The organism is Marinomonas sp. BSi20584, assembly GCF_002792415.1.
In the GTDB taxonomy this organism is placed as follows: domain Bacteria; phylum Pseudomonadota; class Gammaproteobacteria; order Pseudomonadales; family Marinomonadaceae; genus Marinomonas; species Marinomonas polaris.
Map to the genome: position 1 here is coordinate 63,067 of NZ_KZ454886.1, position 18,979 is coordinate 82,045.

The 18,979-nt window shown below is 41.5% G+C and carries 19 protein-coding genes; 11 read left to right on the forward strand and 8 right to left on the reverse strand.

Annotated features, from left to right (window positions below):
• Window positions 1-45: 45 nt before the first annotated feature.
• From choV to betI, 4 genes are all read right to left on the reverse strand, one after another.
• Window positions 46-1,236, reverse strand: coding sequence for a choline ABC transporter ATP-binding protein (choV, locus tag TY87_RS16180; RefSeq protein ID WP_100187860.1), 1,191 nt, complete (start codon window positions 1,234-1,236; stop codon window positions 46-48).
• A 3-nt stretch (window positions 1,237-1,239) separates the two neighbouring features.
• Complete coding sequence (gene choW / locus TY87_RS16185; RefSeq protein ID WP_072841099.1) at window positions 1,240-2,085, reverse strand: choline ABC transporter permease subunit; 846 nt, start codon at window positions 2,083-2,085, stop codon at window positions 1,240-1,242.
• Window positions 2,086-2,163: 78 nt separating this feature from the next.
• On the reverse strand, window positions 2,164-3,099 hold the full coding sequence (locus TY87_RS16190) for a choline ABC transporter substrate-binding protein (protein ID WP_100187861.1): 936 nt from the start codon (window positions 3,097-3,099) through the stop codon (window positions 2,164-2,166).
• A gap of 151 nt (window positions 3,100-3,250) precedes the next feature.
• Complete coding sequence (betI, locus tag TY87_RS16195; protein ID WP_072841097.1) at window positions 3,251-3,838, reverse strand: transcriptional regulator BetI; 588 nt, start codon at window positions 3,836-3,838, stop codon at window positions 3,251-3,253.
• A gap of 337 nt (window positions 3,839-4,175) precedes the next feature.
• Here betI and TY87_RS16200 point away from each other — a divergent pair, with 337 nt between their 5' ends.
• The 5 genes from TY87_RS16200 (at window position 4,176) to TY87_RS16220 (ending at window position 8,643) form a co-directional block, all read left to right on the forward strand.
• On the forward strand, window positions 4,176-5,330 hold the full coding sequence (locus tag TY87_RS16200) for a MalY/PatB family protein (protein ID WP_100187862.1): 1,155 nt from the start codon (window positions 4,176-4,178) through the stop codon (window positions 5,328-5,330).
• A gap of 72 nt (window positions 5,331-5,402) precedes the next feature.
• Window positions 5,403-5,795: a DUF1801 domain-containing protein gene (locus TY87_RS16205; RefSeq protein WP_100187863.1), complete on the forward strand. Its 393-nt coding sequence runs from the start codon at window positions 5,403-5,405 to the stop codon at window positions 5,793-5,795.
• Between the two features lie 58 nt (window positions 5,796-5,853).
• Entirely contained in the window at window positions 5,854-6,642 is a 789-nt protein-coding gene (locus TY87_RS16210; RefSeq protein WP_072841094.1) for a sterol desaturase family protein, read from the forward strand.
• Window positions 6,643-6,673: 31 nt separating this feature from the next.
• A complete protein-coding gene (locus tag TY87_RS16215) occupies window positions 6,674-7,330 on the forward strand; it encodes a YceH family protein (RefSeq protein WP_100187864.1) in 657 nt (218 codons plus the stop codon).
• A 248-nt stretch (window positions 7,331-7,578) separates the two neighbouring features.
• Window positions 7,579-8,643 (forward strand): Gfo/Idh/MocA family protein, encoded by a 1,065-nt coding sequence (locus TY87_RS16220; protein WP_100187865.1) that lies wholly within the window; start codon window positions 7,579-7,581, stop codon window positions 8,641-8,643.
• 90 nt (window positions 8,644-8,733) lie between these two features.
• Here TY87_RS16220 and TY87_RS16225 read toward each other — a convergent pair whose 3' ends face one another.
• Window positions 8,734-9,522: an inositol monophosphatase family protein gene (locus TY87_RS16225; protein ID WP_100187866.1), complete on the reverse strand. Its 789-nt coding sequence runs from the start codon at window positions 9,520-9,522 to the stop codon at window positions 8,734-8,736.
• A gap of 301 nt (window positions 9,523-9,823) precedes the next feature.
• Between TY87_RS16225 and TY87_RS16230 the strand changes: the two genes are divergently transcribed.
• A complete protein-coding gene (locus TY87_RS16230) occupies window positions 9,824-10,543 on the forward strand; it encodes an RNA methyltransferase (RefSeq protein WP_100187867.1) in 720 nt (239 codons plus the stop codon).
• Window positions 10,544-10,668: 125 nt separating this feature from the next.
• Here the strand turns inward: TY87_RS16230 and gndA are convergent, their stop codons facing one another.
• Window positions 10,669-12,192 carry an NADP-dependent phosphogluconate dehydrogenase gene (gndA, locus tag TY87_RS16235; RefSeq protein ID WP_100187868.1) on the reverse strand — a complete coding sequence of 508 codons (1,524 nt, stop codon included), beginning with the start codon at window positions 12,190-12,192 and terminating at the stop codon, window positions 10,669-10,671.
• Window positions 12,193-12,698: 506 nt separating this feature from the next.
• Here gndA and TY87_RS16240 point away from each other — a divergent pair.
• The 4 genes from TY87_RS16240 (at window position 12,699) to TY87_RS16255 (ending at window position 16,479) form a co-directional block, all read left to right on the forward strand.
• Window positions 12,699-14,255 carry a phosphoenolpyruvate carboxykinase gene (locus TY87_RS16240; RefSeq protein WP_100187869.1) on the forward strand — a complete coding sequence of 519 codons (1,557 nt, stop codon included), beginning with the start codon at window positions 12,699-12,701 and terminating at the stop codon, window positions 14,253-14,255.
• 107 nt (window positions 14,256-14,362) lie between these two features.
• Window positions 14,363-15,142 (forward strand): TatD family hydrolase, encoded by a 780-nt coding sequence (locus TY87_RS16245; RefSeq protein WP_100187870.1) that lies wholly within the window; start codon window positions 14,363-14,365, stop codon window positions 15,140-15,142.
• Window positions 15,139-16,017 (forward strand): SDR family oxidoreductase, encoded by an 879-nt coding sequence (locus TY87_RS16250; protein ID WP_100187871.1) that lies wholly within the window; start codon window positions 15,139-15,141, stop codon window positions 16,015-16,017. Before TY87_RS16245 ends, TY87_RS16250 begins: the two co-directional genes overlap by 4 nt.
• Before the next feature lie 45 nt (window positions 16,018-16,062).
• The gene (locus tag TY87_RS16255) at window positions 16,063-16,479 is read left to right on the forward strand and encodes a hypothetical protein (protein ID WP_100187872.1); all 417 of its coding nucleotides are present in this window, start codon (window positions 16,063-16,065) and stop codon (window positions 16,477-16,479) included.
• Between the two features lie 9 nt (window positions 16,480-16,488).
• Here TY87_RS16255 and TY87_RS16260 read toward each other — a convergent pair whose 3' ends face one another.
• The gene (locus tag TY87_RS16260; RefSeq protein WP_100187873.1) at window positions 16,489-17,367 is read right to left on the reverse strand and encodes a hypothetical protein; all 879 of its coding nucleotides are present in this window, start codon (window positions 17,365-17,367) and stop codon (window positions 16,489-16,491) included.
• Window positions 17,368-17,399: 32 nt separating this feature from the next.
• Complete coding sequence (locus TY87_RS16265) at window positions 17,400-17,939, reverse strand: YceI family protein (protein ID WP_100187874.1); 540 nt, start codon at window positions 17,937-17,939, stop codon at window positions 17,400-17,402.
• Between the two features lie 138 nt (window positions 17,940-18,077).
• Between TY87_RS16265 and TY87_RS16270 the strand changes: the two genes are divergently transcribed.
• Window positions 18,078-18,974, forward strand: coding sequence for a LysR family transcriptional regulator (locus TY87_RS16270; RefSeq protein ID WP_100187875.1), 897 nt, complete (start codon window positions 18,078-18,080; stop codon window positions 18,972-18,974).
• Window positions 18,975-18,979 lie beyond the last annotated feature (5 nt).

The window sequence follows — 18,979 nt, forward strand, 5'->3', positions numbered from 1 at the left end:
CAATTTGGGCTTATCTCTCTATTTTGTCTTATCTAGAGAAAAGCGCTAAGTCGCGGCTTCTTCGCGTCCAAAGTGTTTACCGAGTAGAGCGTGGTAAAAGTTATGGTCGTTGAGGATGCCGACGGATTTACCCGCTTCTTCCAGCACCATGAAGTGGTTGGAATGATAGCGCAGCTCTACCGCATCGCGCATGGCGATGTTGGCAGGCACGATAAAGACAGTGTTATCAGGTACGTTGGCAAAGATGGTTTCTGGTGTCCAGCGAGCCGTTGGAATGTCGCCTCTTGGCCCTTGCACAGAAATCAGTTTGCCGTTTTCAAGTTTCATTCTAATGTCGTCATTGATAACAATATGGTCGTCTTGTACTGCCAATTCAGCCAATGGTGTCATTAGCGAGCTGCCACGTAGTACGTTCAGAGGGTTGGTGTGAGCAACGAACTTCTCTACGTACTCTGTAGCAGGATTTAGCACGATTTGCTCAGGAGCGTCTTCCTGAATGATTCTCGCAGATTCCATGATCGCAATCTTGGTGCCGATTTTCAGTGCTTCATCTAAATCGTGACTAACGAAAATAATGGTTTTATTTAAGCGTTTTTGCAGCTCGATCAGTTCATCCTGAAGTTGTGAACGGATTAATGGATCGAGCGCAGAGAAAGGTTCGTCCATTAGCAAAACGTCTGTGTCCATGGCAAAGGCTCTTGCTAAACCAACACGTTGGCGCATACCACCAGACAGTTCGTCTGGTTTTTTGTCTGCCCATCTGTCTAAGCTGACCATTTTTAGCTGCTCGCGTGCTTTTTTAAGACGCTCGGCTTTTGGCATGCCTTGCATCTCTAAACCAAAGGCGACGTTTTCAAGTACGGTTAACCAAGGCATTAAAGCAAAGCTTTGGAATACCATGGATACGCGACGAGTACGCATGTGACGTAGTGTTGCGTCGTCGCATTTTGCCATATCGACCATCTTATCTCCGTCTCTTACAAGGCAACGGCCACGGGCGATTTTATTTAAACCATTGACGGCGCGCAGCAAGGTAGATTTGCCAGACCCAGACAGTCCCATTAATACGCAGATTTCACCCTCGTTGACTTCAATGTTGGCGTTTTGCACACCCACAATGTCGCCAGTCATACCAAGGATTTGATCACGAGTATGACCTTTGTCCATAAGAGGGAGTGTTTTTGCTTTATTGTCACCGAAGACAATGTCGACGTTTTCAATTGTTACAACAGACATAAATTACCCCGCGTTCTTAGATGATGGCGACTTACAAATACGGTCTAGCATGATGGCTACCAATACAATGGCAACACCCGCTTCAAACCCTTGGGAAATGTTTACCGTGTTCAATGCTCTGATAACCGGCTTCCCTAAGCCATCTGCTCCAACCAAGGCTGCGACAACCACCATGGATAAAGACAACATAATACATTGAGTGACACCAGCCATGATGTTTGGCATAGCAGCTGGCAGTTCAACTTTGTATAGCAATTTTGATTTTGTACAACCGAAGGCTAGGCCTGCTTCGATAAGCTCATTGGGTACTTTACTGACGCCTAAGTAGGTCAAGCGAATTGGTGCGGCAATCGCAAAAATAATGGTCGATATCAAGCCTGGTACGTAACCTAGACCAAATAGAATGAGTGTTGGAATAAGGTACACAAAGGTTGGAATCGTCTGCATCAAATCTAAAATTGGACGCAACATGGTGTATAGCCAAGGCCGATGGGCGGCCGCAATGCCAATAGGAACACCAATTAATACACTTATTGCTGTTGCCGATACGACAAGCACTAGGGTTTGGATAGTTTCCACCCAATAACCCATATTAATAATCAGTAATAGGGACAGGGTTATAAAAATAAGTAAGCCAATGCTGCGATGTAGGAACCAAACACCAACTAAAATAATGGCAATAACAGCGAACGGATGAATGGAATCAATCGCGTCTACCATTGTAACTATCATTGTTTCTAATGTTATAGAGACTAGATCAAAAAAACCGGAAGCTGCAGTAACCAGCCAATCGACAAAGTTTTCCATCCAAGCGCCAAGAGGGATTTTATTATCCGTCAGCCAATTCATATATGTGTTCTCCCGATAGTTCGATGATGCTCCCTCAACGGTGTGTCGTTAAGGGAGCAGTGATGTGCAAATGATGTATTACAGACCTAGGTGTGATTTCACAGCGCTTAGGCCGTTATCACCGGATTTGGTGGTTACACCTTTAAGCCAAGCATCTAGAACTTCAGGGTTCGCTTTTAGCCATTCTTTTGCTGCGATATTTGGTTTTTTGCCTTCATCAAGAATGGCAGCCATGATTTGGTTTTCCATCGGCAAAGAGAATTTTAGGTTTGTGATGAGCTTGCCAACGTTAGGGCATTGTTGGATGTAGCCTTTACGAACGTTGGTGTGAACGTCAGCACCACCGTAGTTAGGGCCGAAATAATCGTCTCCGCCAGAAAGGTATTCCATTTCAAAATTGGCGTTCATTGGATGTGGTGCCCAACCTAGGAAGGCAATCCATTTGTTGCGGCGGGTATTACGGCTAACTTGAGATAACATGCCAGCTTCGCTGGATTCAACTAATTGGAAGTTGCCAAGATCAAAGGCATTTGAATCAATCATGTCTTGGATAATGCGGTTGCCGTCATTGCCAGGCTCGATACCGTAAATGCGACCGGCAAATTCTTTGCGGTGTTTTGCAATGTCTGAAAAGTCTGTGACACCAGCATCAAAGGCGTCTTTACTAACCGCTAGTGTGTATTTTGCACCGACTAGGTTTGCACCAATATCTTCAACAGTGCCTGCTTTTAGGTAAGGATCGATGTCTGCCTGCATGGTCGGCATCCAATTGCCTAGAAAGACATCTATATCGCCATTTGCTAGCGAAGTGTAAGTAACAGGAACAGATAACAATTGTGTTTTGGTTTCGTAGCCTAGACCTTCGACGATTTCGCTGGTGACTGCAGTGGTGGCGGTGATATCCGTCCAGCCTACGTCTGAAAAGCGAACCATTGAACAATCAGCTGCCATGGTTAGTCCCGAAACACTTGCCATACTAACGGCTATTGCGGTCTTCTTTGCCTTATTTAACATACCCTTAACCTCTTTTCTATTGAACTCAAAATCTATGAGCGAATACAGTGCCGAGTGCTGGCACTGAACGTGAACTCCTAAAACATTGGCAGCGTATTTCGTCGGCTACCTAAAAAATAATATATGTTGATAATTCTGTTTCTTGGTGTGTTTAGGTTCGATCCTGAAACACGAGATCCAAGTAATCTTGTATTTGCTGCGCAGACTCTTTTTTGTTGATGCCGCCTGCTAATGATCCGCGTAGCCACATACCATCGATAAGCGCTGCGACGGTAAGCGCGATACTACGGGCTTTTTCAATCTCAAATTCTTCTTTTAGTACACACACTAGCGATGTTTTTAAGCGCTTAGAGTAGACATTTTGCAATCGATACAAAGAGGGCGTATGCATGGCTGATGCCCAAAATCCCATCCAAGCTTTGACGACTTGGGGATGTGTTTGGGATTGGCTAAAACTGGCTTTTACGATGGCCATTACTTTATGTTTAGCTGATTTATTTTTCGTTTTTATGACTTCTTTGGATAAAACTTCAAAAAATTCACGAATCAGGCTTCTCATAGTTGCTTCATATAAGCCATTTTTGCCACCAAAGTAGTGGTTTATGATGGCTGGAGATACGCCAGCTTTTTTACCAATAACACTGACTGTTGCCCCCGCAAAACCGTATTTGTCTATGGCTTTTATTGCGGCCTCGATAAGCTGAGGTTTACGTATTTCAGGCATTCCAACTTTTGGCATTCTGGATCCTTTTTTATTAAACAGCCGTTTAATGAAAACTATACTAGGCTGATTGTGCAATTTAGGTCAACCCTTGACAAATCAAAAACTTAGTTCTCTAAGTAATTTAACTATATGATTTTTAAGGGTTAATTGGCTTTTTAAATTTTTTTTGGTCTTTTTTGAGAACTATTGTGTCGGTTTAAGATAAGAAATGAGGATTTTTTTGCTCATATCTTACTTAAAACGCTATCACAACCTTGCTCTTTTTCATTTTCCTTAGCGACTATTATGGCTGGAGTTTTCGGTCAGAGTTGTGTTAATTATAAAGCTAAATCAAAGATTGGAGTGTTATTTAATGGATGTCTCTTTTTCGGTATTTGATACTCTAATAGACAGATCAAATATGAGCAGCGATAAGTGGTCTAAATACCCTGAAAGTGTTATTCCCATGTGGATAGCAGACATGGATTTTGATTCGCCAGATTGTATTAAAAAATCTTTAAATCAACGAGTTAATGAAGGCGTTTACGGTTATACCCATACGCCAAAAGCCTTAGTTAAAGCGATTAAGTCACACTTGTCTACTCGCTATGATTGGGATGTTTCTGGTGCGCATTTGGTGCATTTACCTGGGCTAGTTTGTGCCTTGCATTTGAGTGTTCATGTCTTCTCAAACGAAGGGGATGGCATCGTAGTTCCTGGTCCGGTCTATTATCATTTGACCAAAGCTCCATTAGCATCAGGACGTGATTTATTAAATGTGGATATTGTCATTCAAAATGGCCGCTGGGTGCCCGATATGACACAATTTGAAGTAGCTTGTGCCAATCCAAAAAGCAAGATGATTCTTCTATGTAACCCTCACAATCCGGGTGGAACTGTCTATACCAAAGAAGAGTTGTTAAGCATTCATGCATTGGCTGAAAAGTATGATCTGGTCGTTGTTAGTGATGAAATTCACTGTGATTTGATTTTAGACGATTTACCTCATGTGCCATTTGCCAGTTTGAATGACGACGCAGCCAATCGAACGATTACCTTAATGGCGCCGAGTAAAACCTTTAACATTGCGGGGCTAGGTTATGCTTTTGCTGTTATTGAAAATGCCAAATTACGTCAAGCATTTAATCAAGAAAGAGCAGGCTTAATACCGTCACCTAATATGTTAAGTTTAGCAGCTACTATTGCAGCTTATGAAGAAGGCCAAGAGTGGCATAAAGAGCTATTAGTGTATTTGAAAAGCAATCGAGATTTATTAGCCAAAAGGATTGCTGCAACACCCCTTAAAATGGTGCATTTAGAGGCGACGTATCTTGCTTGGATCGACGTTTCTGCCTTGTCTCTTGATAATCCGTATCAATTTTTTGTGGATGCAGGCGTTGGTGTTTCTGATGGTAAAGATTTTGGCAATCCTAACTATGTTCGCCTAAACTTTGGTTGTCCCAAATCTATTCTCGACCAAGCGATGACTCGTATTGAAGAGGCGTTGATAAAGCATAAGTTTATGTGATTTTTCGTTTTAATATCTATCAAGTCAGTGAGATCGAGCTCTGTTTACTATGTATCTAAAGGAGCAGTTCTTATGTTGACGTTAGTATCGAATGATTTTGTTAGTCGTTATGTCCAGCAAACGCCACTCGCTATGCGAGAAGATTTGCTGGAAATAATTCAAATGATGGCGTTAATTGCGCCTGAGGCTGAGTTGGTAAGTGACTTGGGTATTCCTTATTTTCAGCAAAATGCCAGCTGGATTTATGGTGTGGCAGCGCGTGAAGATCATTTGTGTGTGTATTTTTCCGATTTGAGTGTGCTGCACTCTTTTGCAAGCCGTTTGCCTCATGCTCAATTTGGTGACGATTGCCTTATTATTCATCGTTTAGATGAGATTAATCTGAATGTTTTTATGGAACTTCTTGGACAAATCAAAGTCCATTTTTTACTGAACCATAGAGAACCACCTGAACTGGTTCAATAACAGAGATATATATTATTATTTGATATATAAGGTTTTTTTAATTTAGGCTGTCTGCTAAATGATAGATTTCACTGTTCGTATAGGTGTTTTTGTTCTGGTCTTTAGCTCGCTGATTTTTTGGCAATGGAATTGGCCCAGAGGGGCGCTGTTGCAGTGGCGGCAACGTTGGCGTCATAACTTTTCTTTGTTAGTCATCGGAGCGATTAGCGTTCGAGTTATTCAGCCGTTATTACTGTCTATCGTCGCAATATTTAGTCAAAATTTTGGTTTGTTCTCGGTCTTGAGTTTGCCTTTCTGGGCGGTTTTTTTGCTGAGTATTTTATTACTAGATTGCCTTATTTATTGGCAACATAGACTATTTCATCGTGTTCCTTTCTTATGGCGTATTCACCAAGTTCACCATTCTGATCCTGAGTTAGATGTGAGTTCTGCGGTACGTTTTCATCCTATCGAAATTATATTGTCTCTTTTTATTAAGGCTTTAGCCGTTTGGTTATTAGGTATTCCTGTGGAGGCTGTGTTGGTGTTTGATATATTATTGAATGCATCTGCTATGTTTAACCACACTAATGCAAGATTGCCTGTTAATATCGAAACATGGGTCAAGAAGCTGGTAGTCACTCCAGATATGCATCGCATACATCATTCAAGGGTAAGTCTGGAAGCGAACAGTAATTACGGTTTTTTCCTGAGTATTTGGGATGCGTTTTTTAAGACTAAAAGAAATGATGCATTAGAGGGAGATGAACATTTAAAAATTGGATTGCCTGGTACGGTGACGTATCAACCAAGATCGTTAAAGGAAGTATTGGTGATGCCTTTTAAGTTATTAAGAAGGCTTCGTTAAAGACGAATTGAAGAAGCAGTTAGGAAAAACTATGAGTTATCACGAAGTAAATTTTATCGAAATGCGTGTTATTGGTTGTCTTATGGAGAAAGAGATTACCACGCCAGATCAATATCCTCTTAGTTTGAATGCCCTCGTTAATGCCTGTAATCAAAAGTCCAATCGTGAGCCTGTGACTCAGTTGTCAGAGCTTGAAGTTCAAGACGCGGTTGATGCTTTGGTTGGGCGTGGCTTGGTGACTGAAATCAATGCATCCCACAGTCGCGTTAGCAAATATCAGCACAGGTTTTGTAATACGGAGTTTTCCGATTTGCAATTGTCGCCAGCGGAAACGGCTATTATCTGCCTGATGTTTGTACGTGGTGCTCAAACGCCAGGAGAGCTTCGCTCACGCAGTGGTCGTCTGCATAGCTTTCAATCACGCGATGAAGTTGAATTGGCTTTGCAGTCGCTACAGACGAAAACTGGCGGCCCTTATGTTTGCCTGTTACCAAGAGAGCCGGGTAAGCGCGAGCAGCGTTACCAAGAGTGTTTCTGTTCCGAATCAGATCGACCCGCGGCCTCTTTTTCTTCTGATACAAGCGGTGAATACACGCAACAACTTGAAGCCAAAGTTAAAGAGCTAGAAGCACAAGTTGAAAAATTAAATGAACGCATTCAAGAACTTGAAAATGCCAGTGGACTATAGTCTTCTTTGACGTCAAACTTAGCGAGATATTTGCACGACTACTGTGCTTGCCAATACTTTGTTAAAAATAGACTCGAAATGCTCATTTATAAATCATAAACTCTGCTTTCTCGTCTCTTTTTGCCTCGTCTTGGTTTCGCTCGTAACGTCGTGCAAAGGTCTCTTACGTGCGTTTTTTAGTGTCGCTATTTTTAACACTAATAAGTTGTTGGCGTTAATGCTTTGATTAAGTCTATGGGGAGAATCCTATGAAGAAGGTACGCTGGGGTATTATTGGTACAGGTCAAATCGCGCATTTATTTGCCAGTGATTTTTGTCATGTCAAAGCGGGCGAACTTCGTGCGGTTGCTTCTCGTGATAAGGCCTCGGCTGATGCATTTGCAGCCGAGTTTGATATTGAATTGGCATTCATTGATTACTTTTCACTGATTAATAGTCATGAAGTAGATGTTATCTACATTGCAACACCTCACGTGTATCACTACGACCTTACTAAAGCCTGTATTTTGGCTGGTAAGGCCGTATTATGTGAAAAACCTTTCACTATCAATCAGTCACAATCTAAGGAGCTTTATGACCTAGCCTTAGAGCATAACGTGTTTGTTATGGAAGCCATGTGGACACGCTTTAATCCAGTTATAGAGCAAGTTGTAGAGTGGGTTGAAGAAGGTGAGATCGGCGATCTAAATAGTATTCAAGCAAGCTTCAATTTTGTCGGGCCTACAGACCCAGATCATCGTTTGATGAATCTTGAGCTTGGTGGTGGCGCTTTATTAGATATTGGTATTTATCCGGTATTCTTAGCGCAGTTGTTTTTCGGTAAACCTGATTTTGTGCAGAACCAAGCAGTAATTGGCGACACAGACGTGGATCTGTTCGAGCAAATTCTATTGGGCTGGGAGAGTGGACAGCTTGCTTCTTTGGATGCGTCTTTGATTTCATGTAACCCGAACCGTGCCATGTTATCTGGTTCTAAGGGCTATATTGAAATCGATTCTGAATGGTTCAAAGCCAAATCTTGCCGTGTTATTAGTGCGGATAATAAAGAGCGTGCTGTGGAGTTTGATTTCCCAGGAAATGGCTATCAGTTTGAAGTGGATGAAGTGAACCGCTGTCTTGAAGAGGGGTTGATTCAAAGTCCTAATCACAGTTGGCAGAACAGTTTGGAATTGATTGCGACGCTAGATGAAATTCGTCAGGATATAGGTTTGTACTATCCAGGCGAAGATGGCTCTAGTGATGGGCACCACCATCACCATGATGAAGAGGATTTACATCACCATCATCATGAACACAGTCATCATAAGCATTAATTATTGAAAGTATGTGATAAATAAAAAAGGCTCTTTTCATCGCTGAAAAGAGCCTTTTTTGTATCTATCTTCTTAAACCAAGTTTAATTCTTAGTTTAGGTGTTTGTTCAGTGTTGGTAACAATACTTTAAACAAACGTGGTGCTGCGCAAAGTACATCGCCTTTTTCTAGACTTGGTGAGCCATCAAAACCAGCGAATAAACAACCAGCTTCTTTCGCAATAAATAGCGGCGCTTGCATTTCCCACTCTTGAAGTTTAATGCCCCAAGCGGCATCCAGACGGCCAGCAGCAACGTTAGCAAGCATCAATGCTGGGCAATCTTGCATAACTGCACGAGCACCTTGCTCTGCAATTTCAGTTAGCACAGCGAATTGACCAGATAGGTAAGGCATAAGACGATCAGTTGCAGGGAATTGTGCTGCTACAGTAACGTTTTCTAATGTACGTGCAGCGCTGCTACGGATTCGAGAGTTGTTCAGGTAAGCACCACGGCCTTTACTAGCGTAAAACTCGTCTTTGGTGTGAGGGTTTAGCACAAGAGCGTGCTCCACTTTACCGGCAACTAGGTAGCTCATCGTAATAACGTTGCCTGTTAGGCCGCGTGAGAATAAGTGCTGTCCTTGGATTGCATCAATGATCCATTCGCCTTCATTACCATTTTGTACTGTGCCTTGAAGGCGAGTTGTAATGGTGTCAGCTGGGTAGGCTTTTTCTAGGTGGTAAACAATGCTGCGTTCTGCGCCAGAGCAAACAGTTTGATAAACCTGTTCAGCGGATTGGCCTTGTTCTTTGTCAAAAAGTAGTTTCTCTTGCGAGTGAACTATATATTCTGCAGCGGCACGAGCTGCTTTAAGTGCGACATTGATTCTAGGTTGCATAATTTACCGTCAATTATTCCGTCATTAAAATGCATATACCGTCTATAAGACGATAAGTTGCCAAATAAAGTGTTAAAGAGCGAGCGGTCTCCGTTTTATCAATTGCCTCACAAAGGTGAGTCTCTTTAAAGTAAGAGCGTAATAAAACCGAGCGCCTATAAATAAGAGCGCGAATTCTAGCGTAACAGCACACTTTTTACTAGTGAAATGTTGGTTAAAAACTGATCTGTTTGCGGCTTTATGATAAATATCTGTTAAGATGCGCGGTATTATCTGACAGCTACTATTGGTACCTCATAAAATGCAAAATAAAGTAAGAATTGTCCTTGTTAATACATCGCACCCTGGCAACATTGGTGGCGCTGCTCGTGCAATGAAAAACATGGGGTTAGCTGATCTATATCTAGTTGCACCTAAGGAATATCCCAGTGATGAAGCGGTAAGTCGTGCCTCTGGCGCGACTGATATTTTAGATAACGCTGTTGTTGTCGATACTTTAGAAGAAGCTTTGGCAGACTGTCAGCTAGTCATCGGTACCAGTGCTCGCGAACGTAATATTCCTTGGCCTTTGGTAGATCCAAGACAAGCGGCAGACTTAGTCTTTGATGAAGGCTTGGTCACTGCGTTTGTGTTTGGTCGAGAAGACCGAGGGCTAACCAACGAAGAGCTACAGCGCTGTAATTACCATGTTCACATTCCTTCTGTTGAGACCTTTAGTTCCTTGAACTTGGGTGCAGCGGTGCAGGTTATAGCGTATGAGCTACGCATGAAGACGTTATTGATGAAAGATGCGCCAGTGGTTGCGAGTAAATGGGATGTGCCAGCAGCAAATGTTGAGCAAATTGATTATTTGCTTGAGCATTTAGAGAAAGTCTTAGTTCAGACAGAGTTTCTTGATCCTGAAATGCCAATGCAAGTGATGACGCGTTTTCGTCGTTTGTTTCAGCGTTCTCGATTGGATCAGCAAGAAGTGGGTATGCTGAGAGGGATGTTGACTTCGATGGAAAAGAAAATGAAGTAATGACTAGTGCTTAATACGTCATTATATAAAGGTAAAGACCTTTAATAAAATTAAGCATCTTAAGTTGAAACAAAAAAACGCTGACTTATTGCTAAGTCAGCGTTTCTTTTAGCTAGAAGTTGGTCTTAAGCTTTACGCTCTGGACGACCTTCTTCTTGCCAGTAAGTATGGAATTTTTGACCTGGCTCTGCGTCTACGCGTTCATACGTGTGAGCACCGAAGTAATCGCGTTGCGCTTGTAGCAAGTTAGCAGGCAAAACTTCAGAGCGATAGCCATCGAAGTAAGCTAACGCAGAGAAGAAAGATGGCGTTGGGATACCTGATTGCGCAGCAAGAACAACGGCTTTACGAAGACCTGTTTGCTTGCTCGCCATGGCGTCAGCGAAATAATCGCTTAGCAATAGGTTTTCAAGTGCTGGGTTTTCGATAAACGCATCGGCGATCTTCTGTAGGAAAGATGCTCGAATGATACAGCCACCGCGCCAGATTTTCGCGATATCACTAAAGTTGAATTTCCAATCGTATTCTTTTTCAGCTGCACGCATTAACTGGAAGCCTTGGGCGTAAGCACAAATTTTTGCACAGTAAAGCGCTTCTTCGATTGCTTTCTCTACTTCTTCGGCTTCAATCTCGCCACTTTCTACATCCGCAACAAGTTTGCTTGCAGCAAGTTCTCGTTCGCCTGTTAGTGTACTTAGTGCACGAGCATAAACGGATTCGCTGATAATGCCCGCTGGAACGCCCATTTGTGTCGCGCTGATAGATGTCCAGCGGCCAGTACCTTTTTGGCCTGCGCTGTCTAGAATCATATCAACTAACGGAGCGCCAGTTTTGTGGTCGTATTGTTGAAGGATGTCTGCAGAGATTTCAACAAGGTAGCTGTTTAAAACGCCCTGATTCCATTTCTCAAACAACTTACCAATTTCTTCAGGTTCGTAACCAAGCAAAGAGCGTAGTAGGTGGTAAGCTTCACAAATAAGCTGCATGTCGGCATATTCAATACCGTTATGAACCATTTTTACGTAATGACCTGCACCATTTGGCCCAAGGTAAGCGGTACAAGGTTCGCCTTCAGTAACAGGTTTGCCAGGTGTATTGCTCTCGATAGGTTTGCCATTCTCGTCTACTTTAGCAGCAACGGCTTCCCACATTGGTTGTAGATATTTCCAAGAGTCTGCGTCGCCACCAGGCATAAGAGATGGACCAAAACGCGCACCCACTTCGCCACCAGATACCGCGGTACCAAAGAATTTGAATTTTTCTTTGTACTCTGCTTCACGGCGAATGGTATCTGTCCACTGACTGTTTCCGCAGTCTACGACGATATCGTCTGCTTCTAGTCCTGCATCAATTAGGCTATTGCATACTGCATCTACAGGGCTTCCTGCAGGAACTAAGACAACGATCACACGAGGTTTTACTAAGTTTGCTAGCATGTCTTCCATGTTGGAGCAGCCAACGATTCGTGCTTCTGCTGATGGATCCGGGCGTTCTGCCTTTTCGGTGTCTAAAACGTCTTGTACTTTATGCGCGTCAAGATCAAAACCTGCAACTCGGTAGCCATGGTCAGCTAAATTTAAGGCCAAGTTTTTACCCATGACACCCAGGCCGACAAATCCAATATTGCAGTTCTGATTCGTTTTTAACATAAATATCGATCAACCTTTTGAACAATTGGGGGAAATTGAAGAAAGAATCTTACCATGAAGCGCTATGATTCAGGACATACTAGAGGTAATAAAAATTCAAATAATTGTGTTTTTTTGATGTTTTTTAGTAGAAACCTTACATTCTTGATGGCTTTTTAGTTGGGAATTGTGGCGAGTTGATAAGTCTTTTTTGTTGTTTTCTTAATTGGTAATAAGTTTTCCATTTGGTAGAAAGCCTACAAAAAAGAAAGAAAACTACAAAAAAAATGGTATTGAGTAGTATAACCTAGTGTTGAAAATGAGTTATTTAAGATTGATTTTTATAAAAATCAATACATATCAATGTCTTATGTAATATTGGAAAGTTTCAAAATGGTAATAAAATAACATATTGTTATAACAATATTTTTTTTTAGATTGTTTTGTTACTATCCTTTTCACAGAAAAAACTTCGCATAATAACAAGAATGACCAGACAATCTTTTTAGTTCAGAGGATTTAGTAACATGAACTCCGCATCAGACGTAACTAACATACATAAAAATTTAACTACGCCGCAGTTGGTTGAAAAAGCTCTGCAAAATGGCGAAGGTGTTCTTGCCGATAACGGTGCGCTTGTTGTTGAAACAGGTGCTCGTACTGGTCGTTCTCCTATGGATCGTTTCATCGTAGAGGAAGCATCCAGCAAAGATAGCATTCACTGGGGCCCTGTTAATCGCCCGTTTTCCGAAGCAAAATTTGCTCCGCTTTGGGAGCGAGTTGCTGCGTATCTTGATGGTCAAGAGTCGTTTGTATCTAACATTCATGTCGGTGCGGGAGATGAGTATTATTTGCCTGTGATTATGCGTACTGAAACCGCTTGGCATCAGTTGTTTGGTCGCAACCTGTTTATTCGTCCTGATGTATATAATCCATCAAGCAAAGGTGAGTGGCAGATTCTTAATGCGCCAAACTTTGTTTGTGAGCCTGAGCGCGATGGCACTAACTCCGATGGTTGCGTGATTCTAAACTTTGCTGAGCGTAAAGTGCTTATAGCTGGTATGCGTTACGCTGGCGAAATGAAAAAAGCGATGTTCTCTGTACAGAACTACTTATTGCCAGCTCATGATGTATTACCAATGCATTGTGCTGCTAACGTCGGTACAGAAGATGATGTGACTTTGTTCTTTGGTTTGTCTGGTACTGGTAAAACAACTTTGTCTGCTGATCCTGAGCGCTTTTTGATTGGTGATGATGAACACGGTTGGGGTAAAGATACTGTTTTCAATATTGAAGGCGGTTGCTACGCAAAAACTATCGATCTTTCTCAAAAGAATGAACCGATCATTTGGGATGCAATCAAATTTGGTACTATTGTTGAAAACGTCGTTTTGGATCCTGAAACACGTATTGCTAATTACGCAGATACGTCTTTGACTCAGAACGGTCGTGCTGGTTACCCTCGTGAGCATATTGAAAAACGTGCTGCGGGTAATCGTGCTGGTGAGCCAAATGCCATTATCTTCTTAACGTGTGATTTAACTGGTGTTCTTCCTCCAGTTTCTATTCTGACGAAAGAAGCTGCGGCATATCACTTTTTGAGTGGTTACACTGCGTTGGTTGGTTCAACGGAAATGGGTGCAGGTACTGGTATTAAATCAACCTTCTCGACTTGTTTCGGTGCACCTTTCTTCCCACGCTCTGCTGACGTGTATGCAGATCTTTTGATCAAGCGTATTGAAGAGTTTGGTAGTAAGGTTTATCTAGTTAACACTGGGTGGACAGGTGGTGCTCATGGTCAAGGCGGTAAACGCTTTAGTATCCCAACGACTCGTGCGGTAATTTCGGCTATTCAATCTGGTGTGTTGGCTGATGTGGAAACCGAGCATTTAGCCGATGTTAACCTAGATGTTCCTACTCAGGTTCCTGGTGTTGATAATGTTTTATTGAACCCTCGTAAAACATGGGCTGATCAGGCTGCTTATGAAGCGCAAGCGAAAAATCTGATCAATCAATTTGTTGAGAACTTTAAGAAATTCGATACTGTATCTGATGCTATTGTTAAGGCTGGTCCATCGCTTTAAGCTGATTTTATAGAACCTCTCAAAAAGCCGTGCATTTTGCACGGCTTTTTTGTTTTTAGTGATTTATGCGCTAACACTTAGTGTCTAAATAATGTAATCTTTTGTGTATGTTTATTGATAGCCATTGTCATTTAGATTTTGATGTGTTCGACGAGCAACGTGATTCGTTAATGCTGTCCTGTTTGGAAAATAAGGTGGCTGGCTTTTTAGTGCCTGCGACTACTTTTGTCAGTTGGCCTAAGTTAGCAACATTAACTAAGCGTTATCCTGAGTGGCGTGCTGCTTATGGCTTACACCCATATTTTTTGGCAGAAGCTTCTTTAGATCAGATCGATTTTCTTGCTGAGCAATGTGATGCACCTCGTGTGGTTGCTGTGGGTGAAATAGGGTTAGATTGTTGGCCAAATGCTGTCGATATGAGGATTCAGTTAGATTTTTTCTCTCGTCAGCTAAAGATTGCTAAATCATTGAAATTGCCTGTTATTTTGCATGCCAGAAAAAGTTATGATTTGGTTTTTAAATGCCTACGGGAAACTGGTTTTAATGACGGTGGTGTTGTTCATGCCTTTAATGGAAGTATTGAGCAAGCCAAACGATTTATAGATTTGGGTTTTGTGTTGGGAATTGGTGGCACGGTAACGTATCCGAGAGCACACAAAGCTCATCGAGTATTGGCATCGCTTAGTGATAAAGCGTTTATTCTTGAAACAGACTCGCCTGATATGCCACTTCATGGTTTTCAAGGTAAAAATAATACCCCACTCTCTATTCCACTTATTGCACAATGTGTTGCGATGATAAGAGAAGAGAGTGAAGAGCATATAGCAGTGCAGACATATGATAATCTACTGAGGGTTTTTCCTAGGTGGAATGAGGACTTGCTTTGAATAATACACAAAATATTAATGCCCCGATTCGTATTCTCCTTTTAGGAAGTGGTACAGAAGTAGGTTCGTCTTTATTGCTTCTCTCTGAAGGAAAAAATGAATTTGAATGGTTGTGTCCAGAAGAGTCGTTATTACTTGATGTTGCAAGAAGAGCTGAATTAGATGCGATGCAGTTTGACGTGATTATTGATGCGTTAAGCTTACGTTATGCACTGCAAAATGATTATGGAAAATTCCAGTCCACTTTGCGGTATTTGAGTGAAAAAGCGAACACGACATTAATCATGATTAGTAGTGCTAGGGTATTTTCTGGCAATAAAGATGTGCCATATGCTGAAACAGAGGTTCCAGATAGTACTGAATCTTATGCAAAGGCTTTGATTGCAGCTGAGTCTATTGTGCTTAGTAATCCCGAAAATATTGTATTGCGAACTGGTTGGTTATTCAGTGGTAAAGGTGATGACTTTGTTTGTAGGACGCTGGGTTTGATTCAAGACGGTGTTAATCTTGCTTATAAAGACGACTTGATTGGTAGCCCAACACCTGTATCAGACTTAGTTCGAGTTATTTTGTCTATTGTGAATCAAGGGCATTACGGAGCTCAAAATAAAGGTGTTTACCATTATTGTTGTGCTGAGGAGATTAGTTGGATTCGTTTAGTTGAGGCTATTTTGGCAACGTCTAGTCAGTTCGACCCGAAGGCGCAAGTAGAAGTTGAGGCTATTGGTGATTCGTTTCCAGAGGTGCAAGAAACCTCAGCTATGCAACGGCAATCATTGTCTTGTCGAAAGATATTTAATCACTTTGGAATAAAGCAGCGTCCGTGGCGATCAAAATTACGAAGTTTAGTTAAAGAGTTATATCAAGCTAGTTAGTAGGCGGTTTTTCGTTGGGCTAAATAGACAAAATAGGGGGGTGATGTGTACAAAATAAATCATAAAGCGGTCGTATTGGTTTTTATCTTTCAAATGGTTGTTGGGGGGATCTGGTATGCTTCTACACCCTTTTCATTTTTAGGGCGCACAGCCTTGGAGGATATGGCTAAACAACCTACCGTTGGAATGGTTTTATTGTTCGCATTTTCTACTTTTGTGTATTTGTATTTTACTGCTTGGCTTTTGGCGAAAGTTAAAGGGTTGTCTGGATTTGGGCGCTTTTTTTTAGTTATGGGGATATGGTTATTTATTGTTGTACCTAATTATATTTTTGTATTTATTAATCTTCATCTTAGTGAATCTGACGTCTTGTATTTGTTGTCATATGGCGCGGTTAGCTGCGCCATAGCGGCGATTATATTACCGTTATGGCGATCTTCTAGATCAATCTTTAAAGATTAAAGTCTTTAATCAATATAAGCTGCTTTCTGGCCAAACCAGCCATAAGCTTAGCCCGCTGATTAGGATGCTGACGATTGTCTGGCCAATAATGATAAAAGTACTTTGTTTATTACTTAATTTGTTTCCTAGTGCAGTAGCTAATGGCGTTACAAAGCAGCTTGCAACAAGCATGAGCATAACGTTTAACGGAATGTCTGCGAGAACGTGGCTTTGTGTAATTAGTCCGCCTAATATTAAGAATGCAGGAATAGCTGAGTGGCTTTTAGTTGCTTTTATAAAGTAACTAACAGCTACATAACCAAATAATGCAGCTCCTAAAGCTCCTAATAACTGTCCTATTAGTAGGCTTCCTCCAATTGATATGACAGGTGCCGCCGTGCCAGCAGTAATCATCAATCCTATTGGTAAAAGCAGTGGGGAGATACTGCGCTCATTGTTTGTTTTAAATTTAACCGTTTCTTGTACTTTCTCTTGGATGAGAAGGTGATATATCAGTGTGACAATTGCGCAACTGACTGCCCAGCTAAGGCTAATAGCAAGCCCTGAGTGCTTTAGTACAGGGTTAAGTAAGAAATAGAATGACAGCCCAAATAGCACAAAGCTAGCACTGAAACGAAGTGTTAGTGATTTAATTAAAGTTAAGCAAAGTACTGATGCTATGCCAATTAACGTAGTTACGCTGTAATAATCTATCGCTTGGTTTGGAGGGAAACTCAAGCCTGAATGTATCAGGCCGAGTCCGACAATAAAACCACCAAGATAACCAAGATAAGACGATGCACGTAACAATTTGCCAGCAACAATGCTGACTATTAGTGCGGCGAGAAAGGGGTAAACTGCCGTATGTAATAGCATTAAAATAGTAGAGTTGCTGGCTTCTTCGTACATGATCGCTTTCCTTGGTGCTTTTTTTAAATTGATTACTGGCGAATGCCTTCTACGTAAACTTCAATTTCAGTTGTATCTGTTACGCCAGGAATAAAGTAAGTCACACCAAAGTCACTGCGTTGAATAACGGTTTTTGCTTCAAAACCTGCGCGGTAGCCGCCCCAAGGATCTTTACTTTCACCGATTTTTTTAACATCAAAGCTAACTGGTTTTGTTACGCCATGTATTGTTAGGTCACCAGTTAAAGTGTCACCTTCAAATTTAGTGCTTTTAAATGTCAATGTTGGAAATTGCTTAACATCTAAAAAATCAGGGCTACGAAGATGTTTGTCACGAGCATCGTGGTTGGTATCGATGCTATCCGCTTTGATAGTTAGGGATGCACTACCTGATTTACCGTCTTCTGCGTATACGAAGCCACCTTCGAATTCATTAAAGCGGCCAACAGTTGTACTAACACCCAAATGTCCGACTTTAAACACTACCCCTGAATGGGCAGGATCAATTTTGTAATCCGCTGCCATTGTTAGGCTTGATGCGAGCATTAATGCACTGATAGTAATTACTTTCATTCTTGTGTTCCTTTATGAGATTCAAAGATGTGAATAGTTTAAATTGTTTTTTTTAATAAATAATCAACCCAAAAAACAATTCAATATTCACTAAAAAGAAATGATAATGGGGGAACTTTTTATTTTTTAGGTAAGTGAATGGATAAGCTGCAAGCAATGAAGGTGTTTTGCCGTGTTTATGAGGCGGAGAGCTTCAAGTTGGCAAGTGATTCTTTGGGAATTTCTCGCCCCATGGTGACACGCTATATAAATTCCATTGAGGAAGAGCTAGGCACTAAGCTGTTACAGCGAAATACTCGTAATATCAGTATTACTCATGCTGGCCGTAAGTACTATCAGCATTGTATTGCAATACTCGACGCGATTGAGGAAGCAGAAAGTGAAATAGGTGAACTGACGCAAAAGCCAAAAGGGCTTTTGAAGATAAGTGTGCCAATGGATTTTGGTTTATCGCATATTGTTCCTTTGTTGGACAGCTTTAGTCGTTTGTATCCTCAAATTGAACTGGATGTTGATTTTAGCGATAAGCGTGTTGATATGACTGAATCTGGCGTGGATATAGCCATTCGGGGTGGTGATTTAGGTGGGGATCAGTTTGTGGCGAGGCCCTTATGTTATTCCAGAGGGTTTGTTTGTGCGTCACCAGATTACATTTTACAGTATGGAGAGCTTGATCATATAGAAGACTTAAAAAATCATTCCTGTCTTTTGTATAGCAATGCACTGGTGCCAAAGCGTTGGTCATTGACGGATGAGAATGGGGTGTCTCAAACGGTCTCTGTTTCTGGTGCCTTTACTGCGAACAATGGTGGGGCTTTAACGCGTTTTGCTTTGGCTGGATTGGGGATAATTTATCAACCTGATTTTTTGATAGCAAAATATATTGAGTCAGGTGAATTAGTTAATTTATTGCCAAACTACAAAGGCTATGAAATCAGTTTTTATGCTATCTATCCACAGCAAAAGCTAATGTCTAGAAAGACTCGATTATTGCTTGATTTTTTACAAGAAGAGCTAGCCAATACAAAATTTTAATAGTG